Source organism: Bradyrhizobium niftali, from assembly GCF_004571025.1.
In the GTDB taxonomy this organism is placed as follows: Bacteria; Pseudomonadota; Alphaproteobacteria; order Rhizobiales; family Xanthobacteraceae; genus Bradyrhizobium; species Bradyrhizobium niftali.
In genome coordinates, this window is record NZ_SPQT01000003.1 from 18,150 (window position 1) to 39,398 (window position 21,249).

General features: G+C 64.3%; 18 protein-coding genes. 6 read left to right on the forward strand and 12 right to left on the reverse strand.

Going from position 1 to position 21,249, the window contains the following annotated elements:
• Window positions 1–87: 87 nt before the first annotated feature.
• Window positions 88–729 carry a glutathione S-transferase family protein gene (locus tag E4K65_RS08820; RefSeq protein ID WP_135173815.1) on the forward strand — a complete coding sequence of 214 codons (642 nt, stop codon included), beginning with the start codon at window positions 88–90 and terminating at the stop codon, window positions 727–729.
• Between the two features lie 97 nt (window positions 730–826).
• On the opposite strand, the gene E4K65_RS08825 is transcribed toward E4K65_RS08820, so the two are convergent.
• The 5 genes from E4K65_RS08825 to E4K65_RS08845 form a co-directional block, all read right to left on the reverse strand.
• On the reverse strand, window positions 827–1,492 hold the full coding sequence (locus tag E4K65_RS08825; RefSeq protein WP_135173816.1) for a TadE/TadG family type IV pilus assembly protein: 666 nt from the start codon (window positions 1,490–1,492) through the stop codon (window positions 827–829).
• Complete coding sequence (locus E4K65_RS08830) at window positions 1,492–2,052, reverse strand: TadE/TadG family type IV pilus assembly protein (protein ID WP_135173817.1); 561 nt, start codon at window positions 2,050–2,052, stop codon at window positions 1,492–1,494. Before E4K65_RS08830 ends, E4K65_RS08825 begins: the two co-directional genes overlap by 1 nt.
• A 10-nt stretch (window positions 2,053–2,062) precedes the next feature.
• A complete protein-coding gene (locus E4K65_RS08835; protein ID WP_135173818.1) occupies window positions 2,063–3,490 on the reverse strand; it encodes a TadE/TadG family type IV pilus assembly protein in 1,428 nt (475 codons plus the stop codon).
• A 431-nt stretch (window positions 3,491–3,921) separates the two neighbouring features.
• Window positions 3,922–5,481: an acyl-CoA carboxylase subunit beta gene (locus E4K65_RS08840; RefSeq protein ID WP_135173819.1), complete on the reverse strand. Its 1,560-nt coding sequence runs from the start codon at window positions 5,479–5,481 to the stop codon at window positions 3,922–3,924.
• Window positions 5,411–6,385 (reverse strand): IclR family transcriptional regulator, encoded by a 975-nt coding sequence (locus E4K65_RS08845; protein ID WP_167770659.1) that lies wholly within the window; start codon window positions 6,383–6,385, stop codon window positions 5,411–5,413. The genes E4K65_RS08840 and E4K65_RS08845 overlap by 71 nt, the downstream gene beginning before the upstream one ends.
• A 94-nt stretch (window positions 6,386–6,479) precedes the next feature.
• On the opposite strand from E4K65_RS08845, the gene E4K65_RS08850 reads away from it, so the two are divergent.
• The 4 genes from E4K65_RS08850 to glsA all read left to right on the forward strand — a co-directional run bounded on the left by E4K65_RS08850 (window position 6,480) and on the right by glsA (window position 12,170).
• Window positions 6,480–6,701 (forward strand): biotin/lipoyl-containing protein, encoded by a 222-nt coding sequence (locus tag E4K65_RS08850; protein WP_135173821.1) that lies wholly within the window; start codon window positions 6,480–6,482, stop codon window positions 6,699–6,701.
• Window positions 6,702–7,032: 331 nt separating this feature from the next.
• Window positions 7,033–8,199 (forward strand): TAXI family TRAP transporter solute-binding subunit, encoded by a 1,167-nt coding sequence (locus E4K65_RS08855; RefSeq protein ID WP_135173822.1) that lies wholly within the window; start codon window positions 7,033–7,035, stop codon window positions 8,197–8,199.
• 36 nt (window positions 8,200–8,235) lie between these two features.
• Window positions 8,236–10,308: a TRAP transporter permease gene (locus E4K65_RS08860; protein ID WP_167770660.1), complete on the forward strand. Its 2,073-nt coding sequence runs from the start codon at window positions 8,236–8,238 to the stop codon at window positions 10,306–10,308.
• Window positions 10,309–10,328: 20 nt separating this feature from the next.
• Window positions 10,329–12,170 carry a glutaminase A gene (gene glsA / locus E4K65_RS08865; RefSeq protein ID WP_135173824.1) on the forward strand — a complete coding sequence of 614 codons (1,842 nt, stop codon included), beginning with the start codon at window positions 10,329–10,331 and terminating at the stop codon, window positions 12,168–12,170.
• Between the two features lie 16 nt (window positions 12,171–12,186).
• Here the strand turns inward: glsA and E4K65_RS08870 are convergent, their stop codons facing one another.
• The 5 genes from E4K65_RS08870 to E4K65_RS08890 form a co-directional block, all read right to left on the reverse strand.
• Entirely contained in the window at window positions 12,187–12,489 is a 303-nt protein-coding gene (locus tag E4K65_RS08870) for a nucleoside triphosphate pyrophosphohydrolase family protein (protein WP_167770661.1), read from the reverse strand.
• Between the two features lie 25 nt (window positions 12,490–12,514).
• Complete coding sequence (locus E4K65_RS08875) at window positions 12,515–13,042, reverse strand: carboxymuconolactone decarboxylase family protein (protein WP_135173825.1); 528 nt, start codon at window positions 13,040–13,042, stop codon at window positions 12,515–12,517.
• Between the two features lie 90 nt (window positions 13,043–13,132).
• Window positions 13,133–15,364, reverse strand: a complete 2,232-nt coding sequence (locus E4K65_RS08880) for a N,N-dimethylformamidase beta subunit family domain-containing protein (RefSeq protein WP_135173826.1) — start codon at window positions 15,362–15,364, stop codon at window positions 13,133–13,135.
• A gap of 13 nt (window positions 15,365–15,377) precedes the next feature.
• On the reverse strand, window positions 15,378–16,982 hold the full coding sequence (locus tag E4K65_RS08885; RefSeq protein WP_135173827.1) for an ABC transporter substrate-binding protein: 1,605 nt from the start codon (window positions 16,980–16,982) through the stop codon (window positions 15,378–15,380).
• Window positions 16,983–17,002: 20 nt separating this feature from the next.
• Window positions 17,003–18,409, reverse strand: coding sequence for an aspartate aminotransferase family protein (locus tag E4K65_RS08890; protein ID WP_135173828.1), 1,407 nt, complete (start codon window positions 18,407–18,409; stop codon window positions 17,003–17,005).
• Between the two features lie 125 nt (window positions 18,410–18,534).
• Between E4K65_RS08890 and E4K65_RS08895 the strand changes: the two genes are divergently transcribed.
• Entirely contained in the window at window positions 18,535–19,281 is a 747-nt protein-coding gene (locus E4K65_RS08895) for a FadR/GntR family transcriptional regulator (protein ID WP_235885536.1), read from the forward strand.
• A gap of 457 nt (window positions 19,282–19,738) precedes the next feature.
• Here E4K65_RS08895 and E4K65_RS08900 read toward each other — a convergent pair whose 3' ends face one another.
• Together E4K65_RS08900 and E4K65_RS08905 are read right to left on the reverse strand one after the other, a co-directional pair.
• Window positions 19,739–20,098, reverse strand: a complete 360-nt coding sequence (locus tag E4K65_RS08900; RefSeq protein WP_135173830.1) for a Zn-ribbon domain-containing OB-fold protein — start codon at window positions 20,096–20,098, stop codon at window positions 19,739–19,741.
• Window positions 20,095–21,231, reverse strand: a complete 1,137-nt coding sequence (locus E4K65_RS08905) for a thiolase family protein (RefSeq protein ID WP_135173831.1) — start codon at window positions 21,229–21,231, stop codon at window positions 20,095–20,097. Before E4K65_RS08905 ends, E4K65_RS08900 begins: the two co-directional genes overlap by 4 nt.
• Between the last annotated feature and the right edge of the window lie 18 nt (window positions 21,232–21,249).

Sequence of the window (21,249 nt, forward strand, 5' to 3'; positions counted from 1 at the left end):
TTCGACGAGCCTTGTACATATCGTGTCAGAGTGGAAATCTCGCTCCAGCGAATTTAGGCACCAAAGCCAGCGTAAGGACGCTCAGTTATGCTCACTGTCTATGGCGAAGGTCGTGGATTCCGTGTCGTTTGGCTGCTCGAGGAATTGGGAGTGGCTTATCGGCTGCGCCCGGTCGATCTGCGCGCTGTCGAGAATGATCCCGATTTTCTTGCGATCAACCCCGCCGGCTTTATCCCGGCGCTACAGGACGGCGAGATGATCATGGTCGAATCGATCGCGATCCTCGAATACCTGCTTGCCCGCCACGGGCCGAGCCCGCTCGCCGTCGCCCCGGACGATCCGGCCTTCGGCGCCTATCTGCAGTTCCTCCATTTGGGAGAGGCTGGGCTCGCTGGACCAATGAACGCCGTCTTCGTCGGTCGCGCACTCGCGCCCGAAGCAGAGCGAAACGCCCGGGTCACAAACTGGGCACTGGAGACCTTTCACAGTCGGCTGGGATTGGTCATCCAGCGTCTCGCAGATCGAACATTTCTCGCCGGAGACCAGTTCACTGCTGCTGACATTTCAGTGAGCTACGCTCTCCTGCTTGGTCTGCGAACCAGCAACTATACCCCGGGTTCAGTCGAGCGTGCCTATCTCGCCCGCACGACGACACGCCCCGCCTACGCCCGAGCGCTGGAAATCTGCCAAGCCACCAAGGCTTGGGCGGAGCGATCACCGACGTTGTAGAGCCAAGTCGTGAATCCATGGAAGGGATTCCCACGAGCGTGGTTTTCCGATTCAGGATTGCCCCTGTATCCCGGTTAACCGCCGCCGCTTTGCTCAGCTAGCAGGTCTTCTGCTGCAGATGCTGAACGCATGTGCACGTCGTCGTCATCGTCGAGGAATACTTCACGTCGTAATATGGAAAGCTCGACGTGGCCGGGCTGTTCGTCGAGCAGCGCGGGAACAGGTAGTAGCTGTCGGTCAACTTGACGGTGCCGGCGATCGTGTAGCCGAGGTTGGGCGTGTAGTCATAGGACACTTCGCTCAGGATGAGCGAGATGTTGGCGTTGTTGGGATTGCTCGGATTGGTCGCGGTGAACTGGGACAAGGGCATCTGCTGACCCACGGTTCTCGCCCCCGACGAGCTCGTCGACGTGCTCCATTGCACCGTCGCATTGCCGTTGCTGTCGGTCGAGACTCCAGAGACCGTGATCGTCATCAGGGAGGTGCTGCCATTCTTGACGGCATAAGGCGCCATGATTGCCGTCGCGGCACCAAGAATCGCTTGCATGCGATCCGCGCTCACCTGCGTGTTCTGCGAAACCATGTCGGCGACACTGTGCGCGGTCGCGCTGACCTTGACGTTCATGGCGAGCCCGTTTCCCAGCTCGACGCCGCCGATATAGAGCAGAAGCATGAACGGGGCGACGATGGCGAACTCCGTCGCTGCAACGCCGCGAGCGTCGGTTCGCAGGTGCCGTACGCAAGACGACAGGACGGCGATCATCAGGTAGCTCCTGGCTCGTTCTGGAACGCGGCGGACGACATGATCAGCCGGTTGCCGTTGGAAAGATTCGAGAGATTGAAACCGAGCGGCCCGAGGAACACCGGCCATTGGTACATCACCCGGAGAACGACGACGTCGCCGGAATTGCCGGGATCGTACTGCCAGGTGTTCGTGACCCCTCCATTGCCATCGAAGGTCAAGGCCGGAATGCCCGTATCGGCGGCGGACCACGACGTTGCCACCTGCATGTCGACCATCAGGCCGCTGCAGTTGAACAGGATCACGACCTGGTCGCAGACCTTCTGCTTGAACACGTCCTTCGTCATCTGCGCGGACTGAACCTGTCCCGTCATGACGAGGCGCGCCGATTGGCGCACGACGGATTCGAGCAGTTGCTGGGCGAAGAAAACGAGGAACGTCTGAATGAGCGCGATGATGAGGGCGAGGAACGGTGCGGCAACGAGCGCGAATTCGACGGCCGTGGCTCCTGATTTATCTCGAGCGAAGGCGCCGCAGCGATTGCGGCGTCTCTTTGTGGTTGCTACGTCCGGTCCGGTCATGACGCGCTCTCTACTGCACGAGGCTGGCTGTGCTGGACGCAACCTTGATGAAGAGGTTGGTCAGAGCCGCGGAAATGTCGCCGCCCGTCTGCACGCTCGCATACAGGCCGGGCGATGCGCAGGATTGCAGCCGCGTTGCGATCGTGCCGGTCGACGAGGACGGGCTGTTGAACTGCGCGATGCGCGTGTTGTACCAGCTTTCGGTCGGCAGTGGCAGATACTCGGTGTAGAGGACCGCGATGCGAATGCCGCGGTTCTTGATCGTCGTGCAGACCGTCGTGTCGAGCGGTTGCTGGCATCGCAAGGTCGTCGAGTTGGCAGACGGAAGCGCATAGGTGGCATTGGCGTCGCAGGCGCCCCCCGTCTTCGGGATGAGCTTGTCCTCGACGCCGTCAGTGACGAGGAAGACCACTTCCTGCGGTGTATCGCCCGACTGGTTGGTGCCGGTGCCCGGCGCAGGCATCACGGCGTTGACCCCCGTGAGGCCGCCCGAAATATCCGTGCCGTAGTCGGTGGTGTAGACGCAGGCGCCCTTGCTGTTGAGAATGGGGCAATTCTGGTGATCGACCGTCAGGAGCTGAATGTTGGAGATCTTGGTGCCGGCGGCGGTCGGCGTGGTCAGTGTCTGGATCGTGTTCAGGGCGTAGTCGAAGGTGTAGATGGCAGCATTGTAAGTCGTGTTATTGAGCGCCGACATGCACTGCATGACGCCGCCCGACACACCCGACTGCGGGCACGTCCAGGGTCCGACCATCAGTTGCGTAACGGCATTGGTCACGAGATCGATGCGCAGCGTGACGTTCTTCGCACGGGCGATGGTGAGATTGTCCTTGTTCGTAGAGCTTGGAGCCGCGTTGTTGGGATGCGCCTCGTGACAAGCGAACGCGCAATTCGCCGCGTATGACGGCTGACTCTTCGTCGCGGCGATCATGTTGTCGATGTCGGTCTGGGTCGCCGCGATCGCCATCGACGGAGAGTCGTCCAGCAACAGATAGAAGTTCATGTTGGGCGCGCTGGACGCCTTCGCCGTCGCGGAACCGGCGACCTGCCAGGTCGCCTTGCCGAGAACGCCGGGGAAATTGTTGATGGACTGCGCGACGTAGGAAACCGTGATGGTCCGCGCGAGACCGGAATCGGTGACAGTGACCGTCGGTGTCGGCGTCACGGACAGCCCGGGAAGATTCGCCTTCGCTGCGAATACGGCTTCCGCGGTCGCCTTGACGACGGTGGTGTCGGTCTGCGTCAGCATCGCGGGCCTCACGGCCGCGACCGCGGCCGCGTCGGCAGCCGCGTTCAATTGCTCCCGCTTGCGCAGGGCCAGCGTATAGTCGAGCGCCATGCCCAGCAGAAAGATGATGGGAATCATCGTGAGCGCGAAGATGATGGCGACGTTGGCCTTCCGGTCTCTCGCGAAACGAAGCACTACGCGGCCGAGCATGCCTTCACCCTGGTTGCCGTCGTTGCGGCGAAGAAATTTTCCAAAACACCGGTGACGGGAGGAGATAGGCAGGGCCTTGCCGCCGGCCACCCGATCGTCACGGGCGAAATATGGCGACAGCCATCTTAATCAACGCTTACGGGAACCCTATAAACAGGGACCGCACCAATGAGATGTCTCATATTGAGAAAGCATCATTAACACCGCTTAAACGAGATCATCGAGGATGAGCCCGGTCGGGTCACGAATTCGGGGCGAGCCGGTAATCCCGAACCTTCGCGGAGCCCCGTCCCGGGCGGGCGATGGAGCGCAAACGCTCGCGCCGGGTCCCGGATCTTGTCCGGACCGTCCGCGGATTCTGGGCTGCCTCGCGGAGCCCGTCGTCGGGCCGCGCCTCGCGCGGACCCGTCGGCTCGCGATGACGGTCGCCGTTACGGCCTGATCGTCATGTTTCCGGGAGGTCCGGCCTTGCGGAGCGGCTCGGCCAGCCGCGCGAACTCGCAGAGCAAGGACCTTGTCCTGCGCGGGTCGATAATCTCCTCGACCCAGAACTTCTCGGCCGAGCGGAACGGCGAGCGCAGCTTGTTCAGCCGCTCCTCGATCTCCCTCAGCTTCGCCGCCTTGTCCTCGGCCGCATCGATGTCGGCGCGGTAGGCCGCTTCGATGCCGCCTTCGAGCGGCAGCGAACCCCAATAGGCCGACGGCCAGGCGTAGCGGATCGAGAAGCGGTCGGCCGGCTGATGCACCACGCCGGCCACACCAAAGGCGTTGCGCAGGATCACCGTGCACCAGGGCACGGTGGTCTGGTTGACCGCGGCCATGGCGCGGACGCCGTGGCGGATGGTCGCCGCCTTCTCGGCATCGAGGCCGATCATGAAGCCGGGGCAGTCCATGAGATAGACGACGGGCAGATGGAAGGTTTCCGCGAAATCGACCCAGCGCACCACCTTCTGGCAGGCATCCGCCGTCCACGAGCCGCCATAGTGAAAACTGTCGCTGGCGAGCAGCAGCACCGCCCTGCCCTCGAGCCGTGCGAGGCCGACGATAACAGGCTTGCCGAAATTCTTCGCGACCTCGAAGAACGAGCCCTTGTCGACGACCTGCTCGATGATCGGCCGCATCTTGTAGACCTGCTTGCGGTTGCGCGGCACCGCGTTCATCAGCGCTTCTTCGGTGCGCTCGGGATTGTCGGTGCAGGGCAAGGTCGGCGGCAGCTCGTAGACCGACGGCGGCAGATAGGACAGGAAACGCCGCGCGCAGGCGAACGCCTCTTCCTCGCTGTCGACGGCATGATCGACCGCACCGGCGCGGGTCTGGATGTCGGCGCCGCCGAGCTCCTCCTTCGAGAGGTCCTGCCCCAGCGCCTTCACCACCGGCGGCCCCGCGACGAACATCGCCGACTTCCGGGTCATGATGGAATAGTGGCTGGCGGCGAGGCGCGCGGCACCAAGACCCGCAACCGAGCCGAGGCCGAGCGCGACCACGGGTACGCGCGACAGGTTTTCCGTCGTGAAGCGATACCAGCGCGTTCCGCCGATGCCGCCCGGCAGGTTCGCCGCGCCCTTGGTCTCGATGGTCTTGACCGAGCCGCCGCCGCCGGAGCCTTCGATGATGCGGACGATGGGCAGACGGAAGTCGTGCGCCATCTCCTCCGCCATCAAGGGCTTGGCCGAGATCGAGGCATCCGCCGAGCCGCCGCGCACGGTGAAATCGTCGCCGACGACGACCACGGTGCGGCCGTCGACGCGCGCGCGGCCGAACACGCAGTTCGCCGGCGTCAATTTCTGCAACTCGCCGCTGGAATCGTACTCACCGATGCCGGAGACGGCACCGATCTCGTGAAAGCTGCCTTTGTCGATCAGCTTGTCGATGCGCTCCCGAACAGTCAGCCGGCCCTGGTCATGCTGTCGCTTGACCTTGTCAACGCCGCCCATCTCCCGCGCGAAGGCTTCGCGCCGGGCGAGCTCGTCGAGTTCCGGCTTCCAGTTCATTCACTCCCTCCGAATTGATCGGCTTGTTATTGTTGTGCACGGCCATTGCGACCGGCTTACGCGGGATACGGTTGTTGAAGACATCGCCTTCAGCGCCTTCCATCAGGCTGCCGAGCGAGCGGCCGAGCGCAAGCATCAGCGGCGCGACTTCGGCATGCAGCCGCTGCTCGTCATACATCGCGGACAGAAGGCCGATCGTGATGACGACGAAGGTCTGGTACTGCGGCGACCAGATCGGCACCGCGAGACCATTGATGTGCGGGCTCCACAGACCGCAGGCCACGACATAGCCGCGCTCGCGCAGCGACTGACGGTTGGCCTCGATGCGGGGCTTCAGGATCTTGGCCGCCTCGGGAGCTTCGCGCTCCATGTCCGCAATGAAGGCATCGCCGATCTCGGGCGCCAGCGCCGCGGTGTAGGCCGCGCCTGCGGCGGTCGAGGCCATCGAGATGCGGCTGCCGGTGCCTTCATGCAGGCCAAGCGCGGTCGCCGATCGCGCGAATTGGAGATAGACGAGATGGAAGCGATCGGGGACGACGAAGCCGACCGTACCAGGCAATTGCTCTGCGACTTCCTGGAGCCGCTGGCGGATCATGCTGCGCAGCTGCGCGCCCTTCATCATCGAGGCGCTCATCGCCACCGCGCTCGGACCGATGCGATATTTCTGATCGCGCGGCAGATAGACGAGCTGGCCCATGCGCGTCAGCGTGTGCGTGAGCCGCGACACGGTCGAGCGCGGCAGGCCGCAGCGATTTGAAATCTCGAGATTGCCGAGCCTGCTATCGTGGCCCTCGAAGCATCGCAACACGTCGAACGCGCGCGACACCACCTGGATGACATCACCCTCACCGGCTTCGCCAGCGAGCGCACCTTGTCTACTCAACCGCTCCGAACGTCGTCCCATGATCCCTACCAGTTGTTCCGCTCTGCGGAATTAAATTCCGCTTGCAGAAGAAGCTACCTCAGGCATTTTGCGACCACAACAAAAAGGCGATGGCATGCCAGAAATTAAGATCGTCACCGAAGTCGCGGGACGCGTCTGCGCAACTCCCGTGCAAGTTGGAGGAACCGTCGCGGATGGCGACGACGTTGTGGTGGTCGAGGCGATGAAGATGGAGATACCCGTGCCTTTGCCCGCGAGCGGCACGATCACATCGCTTCTGGTGAAGCTCGACGACATCGTCGCCGAGGGACAAGCGATCGCGATCGTCGCGAGTTGAGCGCATGCGCATCGCCTGACGTGGTTGCGCAATCTTTCTCTGCCACCCTTCGAGACGCCCGCTTTTGGCGGGCTCCTCAAATGAGGCTGGTTTTCGCAGCAAATCACAAATCCTCATGGTGAGGAGCGCCGCTCACGGCGCGTCTCGAACCATGGCCGAGCGATGCGCTATCGCCGTCAGTGGTCCGCGACAATCTGTCAGACCCGCTTCGTATCCGCGGTACGGCGTTGCCATCGCCTGATACGGATGACATGATCTGTTTCAAACAAAATCTGTTTCAAACAAAGTAAGAAAATCTTCGCGACAAACGCGATGATCGTTGGAGGGAAACATGCTTCGTGGGCTGCTCGTGCTCGCGCCTGCCTTGGTTGCGGGCATTTCTTTTGCGTCTACACGCTATTCGTTCGCCGAAGACGTCAAGCTACCGGCGACCTTGACGTTTACCGCCTATGACACCGGCACCGCCGGCTTCAACATCGCGGTCGGCGTCGGCAAGATGATGAAGGACAAATACGGCACCGACGTGCGCGTGCTCCCCGCAGGCAACGACGTCGCGCGGCTTGCGCCGCTGCGCGCCAAACGTGCCGTATCGGCGGCGATGGGATCGGGCACCTATTTCGCGCAGGAAGGCGTGTTCGAGTTCGGCGCGAAAGAATGGGGCCCGCAGCCGCTCCAGATCCTGCTCTCGAGCGTCGATTGCAATTGCGGTTCGCTTGGCGTCGCCGCCGATACCGGTGTGAAAGATCTGAAAGACCTGAAAGGCAAGCGCGTCGGTTTCGTCGTGGGCTCGCCGGCGCTGAACCAGAACTCGCTCGCGGTGCTTGCCTTCGCCGGGCTGTCGCAGAAGGACGTCAAGGTGGTCGAGTTCGCCAGCTACGGCGCGATGTGGAAGGGACTGATCAACAACGACACCGACGCCGCCTTCGGCACCACCATCACCGGCCCCGCCAAGGAGGCCGAGACGTCGCCGCGCGGCCTGATCTGGCCTCCGCTGCCGGCCAAGGACAAGGAGGGCTGGGCGCGGATGCAGAAGGTCGGCTCGTTCTTCTTCCCGCAACTTGCGACCTGCGGCGCCGGCATCTCGCCGGACAAGCCGATCGAGCTCGGCAACTACCCCTACCCGATCTTCGTGACCTACGCCTCGCAACCGGCCGACCAGGTCTACGCCATCACCAAGGCGATGGTTGTGAATTACGACGCCTACAAGGACTCCGCGCCCGGCGCGGGCGGTCTCGCCGCCGACCGGCAGACCAAGAACTGGGTGGTGCCGGTGCATCTCGGCGCGGTGAAGGCGCTGAAGGAAGCCGGGCAATGGAGCGACGCGCAGGACGCGCACAACAACAAGCTGATCAAGCGCCAGGAAGTGCTTGGCGCAGCATGGACGGAGTTCGGCAAGTCCAATCCGCCTACGGACGACAAGGCATTCCTCGACGGCTGGATGAAGGCACGCGCCACGGCGCTGGCCAAGGCCGACATGCCGAACGGGTTCGAGGACTAGTCTACAGCGCTTTACAGCCCGCGCACGGGGTCGATCATGTCTGCTTCAGTTTCCACCGGCCCCAAGGACGAGGCCAAGCGGGTCGTGTTCGACGATCCGCACGGCGCCGCCGCCAACATGCAGGAGGCGGAGGTGACGCGCGTCCGCACGCTGCACGGCGCCTGGCGCTGGATACTGGTGGCCGCGACCGCGGCGACCATCCTGCTCTGCATCAACCAGCAGTTCTCGCTGCGGTTCTTCATCGGCTACACCCAGCTCAACACGGAGTATTTCTATCTCCTGATCGCCTTGATGCTGCCCTTCACCTTCCTGATCTTCCCGGGGACCGAGCGCGCGCCGCTCGACCGCATTCCCTGGTATGACCTCGTCTTCTTCGTCGTGACCTTCGCGGCCGCGCTGCTCCTGATGTCGAACGTGCGCAAGGCGGCGGAGGCCGGATGGGAATTCGGCGGCGCGCCGAACACCGTGATCGCCGCGGGCCTCGTGATGTGGGTGATGCTGATGGAGGCGCTGCGCCGCACCGGCGGCTGGAGCCTGCTCTTGAGCGTGTTTCCCTTCACCGTCTATCCGCTGTTCGCCGAATCCGGCTGGTTGGGTCCGTTCCGCGGCACGCAATCGACGCTGGAGCAGGCCACCGCCTATCACGTGCTGTCGGGCGAGAGCCTGCTCGGCATTCCCATCCAGGCCTTCGCCGACACCGTGATCGGCTTCCTCGTGTTCGGCACCGCGCTGATGATGACGGGGGCCGGAAAGTTCTTCATCAACCTCGCCTTCGCGCTGTGCGGCACGTTCCGCGGCGGCGCGGCGAAGGTCTGCATCTTTGCCAGCGGCCTGCTCGGCATGATGTCGGGCTCGATCATCTCCAACGTGCTCACCGCGGGCACCATGACCATCCCCGTGATGAAGAAGAGCGGCTTTCGCGCCTCCTATGCCGGCGCGATCGAGGCCTGCGCCTCCACGGGCGCGGTGCTGGCCCCGCCGGTGATGGGCGCGACCGCCTTCGTGATCGCGCAGTTCCTCAATGTCAGCTACGCCGACGTCGCGATCGCCGCGATCATTCCAGCCGCGCTCTACTACATTGGCCTGTTCATGCAGGTCGATGCCTATGCGGCGCGCCACAAGCTGAAGGGCATTCCGCGCGCCGAGCTGCCGCGGATCATGGATACGATCAAGGACGGCTGGTACTACGTCTTCGTCATCGCGCTCCTGATCGTGATGCTGCTCTACTTCAAGCGCGAGAGCCACGCGCCGTTCTACGCCACCGCGCTGCTGCTGGTGCTCAACCAGCTCTTCTCCAGGGACACGCGCTGGACACTCGGCACGATCGGCAAGTTCCTGGAGGTCAACGGACGCACCTTCGTCGAGCTGGTCGGCATCCTCGCCGGCTGTGGCCTGCTGATCGGCGCATTCTCGATGACCGGCGTGGTGTCGAGCCTCGCCAACGACCTCCTGCATATTGCCGGCGACAATCCCTTCCTGCTGCTCGGCATGTGCGCCCTCACCAGCCTCATTCTCGGCCTCGGGCTGACCACGACGGCCTGCTACATCTTCCTCGCCATCCTGGTCGCGCCCGCGCTGGAGAAGCTCGGGCTGAACAGGATGGCGGTGCACATGTTCATCTTCTACTGGGGCATGCTGTCGTCGATCACGCCGCCGGTCGCGATCGCCTCCTTCGCCGCCGCGGGCATCGCCGGCTCGCCGGCGATGAAGACGGGCTGGGAATCGATGTGGGTCGGCAGCATCATCTACTTCATCCCGTTCTTCTTCGTGCTCAATCCGGCGCTGGTGCTGCAAGGGCCGAGCCCCTATCTCGCCGGTCTCGGCCTGATGGCGCTGGCCGCGTTCGGCACGCTGTTCATCTGCGGCGGCATCCAGGGCTATCAGCCCTTCGCCGGCGACCTCCGCGGCGCCGGCGCGCTGGAATGGCCGATCCGCGTGCTGCTGGTGATCGGCGGCTTCGTGGTGGCCACTCCCGGCGGCGGGATCATGCCGCTGTCGCAGATTCAGGTCACCATGCTGGGCCTTGCGATCCTCGCGCCAACGATCTCGATCGCGCTTCTGTTGATCCGACGGCAGGGGCCGATACCGGACGGGTTGCGCGTGCCCTGATTGCGTTGCACAAGGGGGCGATGACACCGCCGCCCGCCTCCGCCTGGACCCGCTCGAAGCCGCCTTTGCTGCGGTTTCTCGACACCTGCCTCAACGAATTCTCCGCCGAAACGTCCGGCGCCGTGGCCGACTACATTCCCGAGCTGAGCAAGGCCGACCCTGCCTATTTTGGCATCAGCCTCGCCACGCTCGATGGCCATGTCTACGAGGTCGGCGACTCCAGGGTGCCCTTCACGATCCAGTCGATGTCGAAGCCGTTCGTGTTCGCGCTGGCGCTGGATCTCTTGGGCGCCGGCCGCGTCGAGAGCGCGATCGGCGTCGAGCCGTCGGGCGATCCCTTCAACTCGATCCGGCTCAATTCCGACAACCATCCATTCAACCCGATGGTCAATGCCGGCGCGATCGCCTGCACCGGACTGATCTACGACAGCAAGGGCGCGGAGGCCTTCGAGCAGATCCGCCTTGCGCTCAGCCGTTTTGCGGGACGTGATCTCGCCGTGGACGAGGCCGTCTACACCTCCGAAAGCCAGACCGGCGACCGCAACCGCGCCATCGGCTATCTCCTGAAGACCAATGCGGTGATCTCGGACAACGTCGCCGCCGTGCTGGACGTCTATTTCCGGCAATGCGCCGTGCTGGTCACGGCGCGCGACATTGCGGTGATGGCGGCAACGCTCGCCAATCGCGGCATCAATCCGGTCACCGGCGAGCAGGTGATGAGCGCTTACGCGATCTCGCGCACGCTGTCGGTGATGACGTCCTCGGGCATGTACGATTATGCCGGCGAATGGATCTACCGCATCGGCATTCCCGCCAAGAGCGGCGTCGGCGGCGGCATTCTGGCGGCGCTCCCCGCCCGGCTCGGGCTCGGCAGCTATTCGCCAAAACTCGACAAGCACGGCAACAGCGTGCGCGGCATCAAGGTCTGCGAGGCGCTGTCCTCGCATTACGATCTGCACATGCTCAATCGCAGCGACGACGCGCGCAACGCCGTCATCGCCGACTACGACATCGGCAAGAGCCCGTCCCGCCGCGTCCGCCGTCTGCAGGAGCGCGAGATTCTGGCGGCGCATGAGCAGGAGGTGCGGATCATCGAGCTGGTCGGCACGCTGTCGCTGTCGGCGGTCGACTACGTGTCGCGGCGGCTCGCGGGACGGCCACGGCCGCAATTCGTGATCTTCGACCTCCACCGCGTCACCTCCACCACGCGCGCCGGCGCGCGGCTCGTGGCCGAGGCTTTCGAGGAGCTCGCCGCGCTGAACGTCACGGTGGTGCTATCAGGGGTCAGGCGTGCCTCCAAGGAGTGGAACAGCTTGCGGGAATGGACCGCGGAGCTGAAGAACGTCCGCGACTTCTACCTGCTCGACACCGCGATCGAATGGGCCGAAGACCAGATCGTCTACCGCCATGGCGGCTCGATCGATTTTCACGAGACCACCGAGCTTGCCGAGCAGCCGCTGCTCGACGGACTGAGCGCGGAAGAGCTGAAGGAGCTTGGCGCGATCTGCACCATCAGGACCTATCAGTCCGGCGCAAAGATCCTCACCACGGGCGAGCCCGCCGACGCCCTGTTCTTCCTGCGTAGCGGCGCGGTGCATGTCACGCTGCCTGACGGCGTGCGGCTGGCGACGCTGACCGCCGGCATGGCGTTCGGCGAGATGGCCCTGCTGGAGCAGACCCGTTCCGCCGACGTGTTCGCGGACATGGCGGCGACGGCCTTCGAAGCCCCGCTGAAGGATTTCGAGCGCTTCCGCGAGCAGCATCCGCGGGCCTCCGAGCGCATCATGCGCAACCTGGCGCAGCTGCTCGCCGACCGTCTGATCGTCGCCAATGCCAAGGTGGACATCCTGACGTCGACGTGAGTTCGCCGATACGCGCTTAGCGGCTCGCCGCCTCGCTCAGTCGCCGATTGATCTTGGCCGCGCTTGCTTTCAGCAGTTCGGATGGCTTCTGGCCGGTCGCCGCGCACAGGCAGGCCCAGTAATAGATGACGTCGCCAAGCTCATCGACGAGGCCCGCCTGATCGAGCCAGTCATCGCGCAGCAGCTTCTTGATGTGATCGGCGACCTCGCCCGATTCACCGGCGAGGCCGAGCCCGAGATAGGACAGCCGCTCGTTCGACGGATGCTCGTCGACCTTCGCAACGCTCGCGGCCCAGGCCGCGTATTCATCGATCGTCATCGGCATCCCTCGCCGCGGTTTTGGATCAGCCCACCACTTCCGTGACCGGCTGAAGATCGATCTCGAACGTCTCCAGGAATTTCGACGTCATGATGTAGAAGCCGACCGAGAGCTGCAGCTCGACCAGCGCGGCCGGCGTCAGCTTCGATGCGATCGCCTTGAAGGTCGCATCCGTCGGCTTGTTCAGCTTGACGATCTCGTCGGTGAAGGCGAGCGCGGCGCGTTGCACCTCATTGAAACAGTTTGCCGCCTGCCAATTCTCCAGCGCCGCGTTCTGCTCGTCGGTGACGCCGACATTCTTGCCGATGCGTTTGTGGGCAACGATCTCATAGGGCGCCTCGCACAAGATGCCGGTGCGCGTGATGGCGAGCTCGCGTACGACCGGATCGAGCTCGCCCTTGTGGCGGATGGCCCCGCCGAGCCGGCAGTACTGCTCAAAATAGCTCGGCGAATGCGACATCATCCGGAAGATGTTGGCGTGGCGGTTCTTGTCGAGGATTTCGCGGGTGCGATCGGACGCCTTGGACGGGTCGCTGTAGTTGATACGGGCCATCAGTCACCTTGGGTCTTGGTCTTGTTGTCGTTTTTAGGAGTTCCCAAGACTAATCTTGCGCTGACGCAAGCGCAACATCATCACGCATCGCTACGCAGTCGAAGGTTTCGGCGCCTGAAACGGCGTGGAATCAGCGAAGCGGCGGACGATATTGGTCACCAGCAGGGCCGCCACGTTGTTGTAGCCGTCAACCGGCAACGCACCGATGAAATTCATCGAGCCGACGGAAAAGACCGCGCCGCCATTCGGCGTCTCGAAGAAGGTCAGGTCGGAACGGATGATCTCCTCGCGCGACGCCGGCCAGGTATGGTCGTAGCGCTCCTCGTTGACCGGCTGATAGGTCGGATCGGTAAGCACGGCCCGGCCGATGATGATCGCATGATGCGGCGTGCCGAGGCGCGTGTCGGCGCGGTCGAGCTCGTGGCCTGCGGCGCCACCGCCCATGAAGCCGCGCTCGCCGAGCTTGGCGCCCGGCCTTGCCAAATCCTCGATACCCTCGCGCATGAATGCGACGCGGGGATCGAGAATGCCGTCGAGGAAGGTGTAGGGGAAGCCCATGTACTCCCCTTGCGTACTGAAGCCGACGCCGACCAGCGCCTGCGGCGGGCGGCCGAGCCGTCGCCAGAGGCCGCCATAGGAGCCGTCGAAAGCATGATAGCTCTCGCCGGGCAGCGTTTCCCAGAGACGGATGCCGCCCTCGGCGCGTCGCAATTCGAAAGCCCAGGGGCCCGTCCCGTGTGGCACGACTTTCCAGTAGAAGCCGTTGCCGCCGAGATACATGAAGCGGCCGCCATTGCCGAGATAGGCACTGAGCGCGTCGAGCGTCTCGTGCGTGTGATATTCCGGATGCTGGCCGGTGAGCACGACGCTGTATTGCGACAGCAGCCCGACACCTTCCGCATGAACGTCGTGATCGGTGATGACTTCGAAGTCGATGCCCTTGCGGGTCAGAAGATCGGTGATGGCGCTGTCGGCGGAGATCCAGTAGAGGCCGGACCCGTAATCGCTGGGATCGACCAGATGGATCTGGTTCACGCGCTTGTCGATCAGCGGCCGGCGCATGGTCGACATCACCACGCCGCTGCCGTCCGAATGGAAATTGTAGGGCGAGACGCCGTATTCGGGATGGCCGTCCGGCGCCTGCGCCAGCGCGCCCCAGGCCAGCGACCGCTCCGTGATCAGGGCTTGCCTGCCCTTCTTCTGAAACTGGCTATAGACCGTGTAACTGAAGGTCGGGGCGAGGAACGCCACCTTGGCCTGCGACCCCGGTATCCTGGCGCGGACATAGAAGACGATGTTGTCGCGCGCTCCGTCCTTTTCGAGGTGCAGCGCATAGACGCCGCTCTTCCAGTCTTCCGGCACGGTGAAGCTCAGCGACGGCTGCCAGCCGGAATCACCGATATCGTCGTCGTGGAAATGGATCGCGCCCCAGAGCTTCGGCTCCTCCGTCCAGCGATGCGTCACGCCGCCTGTCCAGCGCGATCCCGTCATCGCGCGCGTCGGCAAATTGATGCAAACACCGTGCGCGTTGGAAGGACCGATATCGGTCGCAATGTCGGTCGGAATGCCGATGGAAAAATCCCATTCGGCGATGGCCGGGGCCGCAGCTCGGGAGCCTTGCGCGGCGATGACGCCGTCAAGGCCCGCAGCGCCATCGGTGATGCGCGGCCGTTCGATCTTGCCGTTGAAATGGTGGACTGCGCCCGGGCTTGCGCGCTCCGCCGCGATCGCCGCCGCCCCCATGCCGGCGAGCGCAGCCTTTGGCGCGCTCAGCATTTTCGTCGCGCGCTCGTCGCGGTCGAGCCTGATCTTGCGGGGGGCCTGTGCGATCGCCAGAGATCCGGTCGCCGGGTCGAACAGGCACGCGATATCGTGCCACGCCCGCTCTGTCAGCGCGATGCCGGTCTCGACCTCGACGGTGTCCTGGCCGGAGACAAGCCGGACGAAAGCGCCCCTTTCGCCGACGCCAAGCGTCAACGAGCCGCCGACGCCCGCCCAGTTCAGCACGGCCTGCCTGCCCGCGGCGAGCAGGGTTGGCCAGACGGTCGCGGCAAAAGCGATCGGGCCTACCGGCAACGCCAGCGCTGATACATCGACCCATGAGCCCTTTGCGATGGTCTGCTCGATCCCGTCGTGCTGGCCTTCGAGGTCCCACTTGACCGGAATCTCGCGATAACCGGGCCCCTTCGGGTTCGGGTCACCGCAGATGACGCGGGCGATCCGCGCTGAATAGCGGCTGCCGCCCTTGACCGCGATCATGAAGTTGATGTCGTCGCCGGAGCGCACGCTCCAGCGGTCCGCATAGCCGGTGATCGGAAGCATCGAAAATCCTTCTTCAGGCGCCGCGCACGTTCCAGAACAACGGCAGGCCCTTGAGCATGCCCGTCAGGCTCTTCTTGTAAGCGGTCGGCTGATAGAAGACACCAAGCGGAACGTAGGGAACATCGATAAAGCACTGCTTCTGCATCTCGACGCCAATCCTGGCCTGCGCGGCGGCATCGGGAGCGGCGAACCAGGCATCCCGCAGCTGTTCCAGCTTCTCGCTCTTCGCCCAGCCGAAGGTCGCCTTGTCACCGCTGCCGCGGATGAAGTTATGCGCCGAAGGATTCAGCTGCGTGACACCCGCGGAATAGGTGCAGAAGGCGCTGTATCCGCCCTTGTCCGGCGTCTCGCGGTTGCCCATGCGCCGCAGCATCGAGCCCCAGTCCATCGCCGCGTAGTCGAGATTGAAACCGAGCTTGCGGAACAGATCGGCCGCGACTTCGCTCATCTGCCCGATGACAGGGAAATCGCCCGGCGCCATCAACAGCACTTTCTCACCCTTGTAGCCGGCGTCCTTGATCGCCTTGGCCGCGGCGGCGATATCCCGGGGGCCAGTCAGCGCGTCCATGCCGACATCGTTCGCCATGTTGCCGCCGGGCGCGAAGAAGCCGATCTTGTCCCGCCAGAGACTGCTGTCCTCTCCCGCAACCGCGGACATGAATTCCTTCTGGCTGATGGCGGAGAGCACCGCGCGGCGGATGGCCGGGTTGTCGAAGGGCGGCTGCGTGTGGTTGAAACGCAGCACGCCGACATTGCCGATCGGGTCGAGCAGCTCGACATTCAGCGCCTTGTTGCCCTTCAGCTTCGGCAACAAGTCGACGATGGGCTGATCCCACCAGTCGATCTCGCCCTGCTGAAGCGCGGCCGCCGCCGTCGCGGGGTCCGGGATGACCTGCCACTCGACCCGGTCGAAATGCGCGATCTTCGGACCGGCGAGCAGGCTCGGCGTCCCCTCGGGGCGCGGCACGTAGCCGTCGAAACGCGTGTAGACCAGACGCGCGCCGGGCACGTGCTGATCGGCCTGGAACTTGAACGGACCCGAGCCGATCAGCTCCTTGACCGGCGTGACGCTGTCCGTCTGCGCAAGACGTTCCGGCATGATGAAGGCGACGATGGCGCCCACTTTGCCGAGCGCTAACGGCAGCAGCGGAAACGGTGACTTCAGACGCCAGCGCACGGTCTTGTCATCAGGCGCCGAGACTTCGTCCACCAAATTGAAGAGTGAATTGCCGAAAGCATCGCGCGAGGCCCAGCGTTTCAGGCTCGCCACCACGTCGCGTCCGCGCACGGGTTCACCGTCATGGAATTTCAAGCCATCCCGCAACGTCATCGTCCAGAGCTTGCCGTCGTTCTCGACGGCATGGCCGGCGACCATCTGCGGCTGAACCTCGAATTTTTCATCGACGCCGTAGAGGGTGTCCCAGATCAGGAAGCCGTGGTTCCGGTTGACCAGTCCGGTGGTGATCATCGGATCGAGAATTGCGGCATCGGCCTGCGGCACGAAGCGCAGCACGCGCGAGGCTTGCGCGCGGGCCAGCCGCGGCATCGGCAAAGTCGAGCCCAAGGCGACGCCGAGACCGGCGCCCAGTGTGGATCGGAGCAGGTCTCGACGGCGCATGCTATGGTCTCCTCAAGGCGTTACGCAGATGGACGTTTCTCGGCAAGCTTCGCTTCGGCGCTGAACAAGGTCCGCCCGAAAAGGTCGAGCGCCTCGTCGATTCCGGCTTCGTCGATGACCAGCGGCGGACAGAACCCGATCGTGTCGCCCATCGCGCGGATGATCAGGCCATTCTCGATCGCGAGGGCGTCGAACATCGCGCCGACCTTCAGCGCGGGATCGAAGGCCTGCCGCGTCGCGAGGTCGGCGACCAGTTCGACCCCGATCATCAATCCCTCGCCCCGCACCTGGCCGACGATGCGCGAATCCCGCGCGATCTGTTCCAGCCCGGCGCGGAGCCGGCCGCCCATGCGGCGGACATGCGGGACCACATCCATCTCGTGATAGATCTTCAATGTCTCGAGCGCGATGGCCGCGCCGACCGGGTGCCCGGAATTGGTGAAACCGTGGCCGAACAGCTCGCCGCCCTTGTTCATCTCGCTGAGCGCTTCCCGGATCGGACGTCCCAGCAACACGGCTGACATCGGGAAGTAGGACGAGGTGATGCCCTTGGCGAGCGCCACCATGTCCGGCTTCATGCCGACCGTCTCGCAGCCGAACCAGTTGCCGGTGCGGCCGAAGCCGCAGACCACCTCGTCGCCAAGCACCAGGATGTCGTGACGGCGCAGCACGGCCTCGATCGCAGCGAAATATCCCTTCGGCGGCACGACGATGCCGCCGCCGGCGTTGATCGGCTCGGCGATGAAGGCTGCGATCGTGTCGGGCCCCTCGTCCACGATCAGCGCTTCGAGATCGGCGGCGAGGCGATCGACGAACGCCGGTTCGCTCTCGCCCGGCCTGGTGCCGCGATAGGCATCCGGGCAATGCGTGTGCAGGAAACCGTCGAGCGGGAGGCCGAATTCACGGTGCATGCGCGGCAGGCCGCACATCGAAGCCGCAACGATTGTCGAGCCATGGAAACCGCGATCGCGGGCGATGATCTTCCGCTTGCCGGGCTTGCCGTGAACCGCGTGATACACCCAGGCGAGCTTCACCATCGTCTCGGTGGCTTCCGAGCCGGAGGTGGCGAAATAAGCCTGCGCATCCGGGATCGGCGAGATTTCGACCAGCTTCTCGGCGAGCTCGATCGTGTTGTCAGGCGTCTTGTGATTGAAGCTGTGATAGAAGCCGAACTTGTCGTAGGCCGCCGCTGCTGCCGCCTTGAGCCGCGTCTCGGAAAAGCCGAGCGAGGTGCACCAGAGCCCGGCCATCGCTTCGAGATAACGCTTGCCGCTCGCGTCATAGACATGGACGCCCTCGCCGCGCGCCATGATCAGCGGTCCGATTTCTGCATGACGCTGTGGGTTGGTCTGCGAGTGCAGATGGAACGCGATGTCACGCGCCTCGGCTGAATTGGGCTTGCTGTCGAACACGCGCGCAGCCTCCATCGTCCCGCCGACGGAGCATTCCCAACCCCCGGTCGCGCGAAACTGGTCAGTCCAAATTGGTCTGACCAGCTTGGCTTTCGTGCGGCGGCTTGTCAAACTGAAATAAAGAGCTGATGAGCACGAAGATGTTGCACGATCCCCCGTCCAAGCCTGAACGCAGCTTCGAGATCGTCGCCCGGCGCATTGCTGCGATGATCCAGGCGAATTACCGGATCGGCCAGCGCCTGCCGGCAGAGCGCGATCTCGCGAAGACCTTTGGCGTGTCGCGGCCGACGGTGCGCGAGGCCATCCTGTCGCTGGCGATGGCCGGCATGCTGAAGGTGCGCAGCAACAGCGGCGTCTACGTGATCAGTCGCCAGGAAGCGCCTGACGTGCATGTGCTCGAAGGTTTCGGGCCGTTCGAGAATCTGGAAGCGCGCCAGCTCATCGAGCCGCAGATCGCGGCGATCGCGGCGCAGCGCGGCACCGAAGCCACCTTCGCGCAGCTCGCCGAAGCGCTCGCCATGATGCGCTGGGAACATGCGCAGGGACGCGAGGCCGACACGTCGGACCACCGTTTCCACATCGTGTTGGCCGAAGCGACGGGGAACGGCACGCTGGTGTCGATCAGCGACTCCTTGTGGCGCGCGCAAACCGAGTCCGGCATCTGGCAGGAAATTCACAACCATATGCGCATGGAGGATTACCGCCCGATGTGGCGCAGGGATCACGAGGCCATCTTCGAAGCCGTTCAAGCGAGGAACCCACGCAAGGCGAGCCTCGCCATGACGCGCCACCTCACCAACATCAGGGATGCGCTAATGGAGGCTTCGAATGCCAAATCGATGGCCACGACCAAGGCGCCCGCGAATGCTCCCAAGAAGGTCCGGTGAAACTTTTCGCGGTTGAAGAAAGTTTCCGCAAACCCTGTGCTGCGCAACCGCAAGAGCAACATCATCGAGTCAAAATCCCGCCGCATTGCTGATCGACCTTGGCACAGTCGATATTCGCCGCGTGGGGACAAATCGCGGCGGATACTCGCAAGGGGTGTTCCGAGTAAAAACAATTGGCCGTCGGGTGCGCTAGCCGCGCAGCGATGAGTCACGCCCAAGTCTAGGGAGATAAAGGCATGAAGGAAGCCACCAAGGGGGCGGCCTCGGGAGCGCTCGCGCATATGCTGGCGGTGACGGCGATGCTCGTCATCGCCAGCATCTTGTTCTACGGGCGCTAGTAAGAGTTGTAAGCGTTGTAAGAGTTTTCGTCGTTCCGGGGTGGCCCTCGCACAGGCCAGGCTCAGAATACCCGTTCCAGGCTCGGTCTTTCGGACCGCCCCCGAATGACGAAATCCCGCTACCTGCTCCTGGTGAAGAACGGCACGAGCTTCCCGGCGAACGGCTTGAAGCCCGCATCGACCTCGTCGCCGATGGCGAGGTCGTTCTCGCCATGGGCCATCATGCGAAAACCCTCGGCGCAATCGACCAGCAGGATGTTGTAGGGCACGTGCGCGCGCGTCTCGGGCGTCGCGGCGCGGCAGACCAGCGAGGTCGCATAGACCCTGCCCTTGCCGCTGGCGCGATGCTCGGACGGGCCGGACGCACCGCAGGCCGCGCAGAAGGCGCGATGGAAATACTGCACGTGACCGCATGACGTGCAGGTCTGGTAGGTGATGGCCCCTTCGCCCTTGGTCCAGTCGGCTAGACGCTCACTCATCGCACCCGCTCCAGGAACATGCTGACATGGGACGACAGCACGCCGCCGTCGCCGTGCAAGAGCGCGATCGAGGCATCGCGTACCTGGCGGTTCGCCGCCCGCTCCGTCATCTGCAAATGCGCCTCGACCAGATGCGCCATCGCGCCGCCGACGCCGCAATGGCCGTAGCTGAGCAGACCGCCATGGGTGTTGAGCGGCATCGCGCCGGCGCGGCCGAAATGGCCTGATCGCACGCGGGCCGCCGCCTCACCGCGGCCGGCGAGGCCGAGGTCCTCCAGCAGCATCGCGAGGGTGATGGTAAAACTGTCGTAGATCGCGGCGTAGCGCACGTCGGAGATCGCAAGGCCGGTGGCCTCCCTGGCGCGCGCGATCGAGATCTCGGCGCCGAGCTCGCTCAAGCCGGGCGCGGCCGTGACATGCTGATGGGTGTGGGCCTGGGCGCAGCCGCGGATGCGCACACCGGCCTCGCCCGTCCGCTCGCGGCTGATGACGAAGGCCGCGCCGCCGTCCGACACCGGGCAGCAATCGAGCAGTTTGAGCGGCATCGCGACCGGCTTCGAGGCCATGACGTCGGCAACCGTGATGGGATCGCGGAATTGCGCGCCCGGATGGGTGCAGGCGTGGGCGCGCATCAGCACCGCGAACTCGGCAAGGTCCTCTTCGGTCACGCCATATTCGTGCATGTACCTGCTGGCAACGAGGCCGTAATAGGCGGGAATGGTCGGGCCCAGCGGCACCTCGTAATCGGGATGGCCGACCTGCGCCAGCGCCTGGATCGAGGCATCGCGGCTCTGTCCGGTGAGGCGGTTCTCGCCGGCGACGACGAGCACGTTGCGCGCGACGCCGGCTTCGACGAGGTGATGGGCGAGCATCGTCATCGCCAGCCCCGTGGCGCCGCCGACCTGCACGGCATGGGCGTAGCTCGGGCGGATGCCGAAATGCTCGGCGAAAACGGTCGCCAGCATGATGTGCGGCGACACGGTGGAATAGCCGCAGAGGACGCCGTCGATGTCCGAACGCTTCAGCCCGGCGTCGTCGAGCGCGGCTTGCGCCGCTTTGCTCATCAGGTCGAGCGAGGATGAGCCTTCGTGCTTGCCGTACGGCGTGAGGCCGACGCCGGTGATGAAGCTCATGTTCTCTCCTCCTCGTCA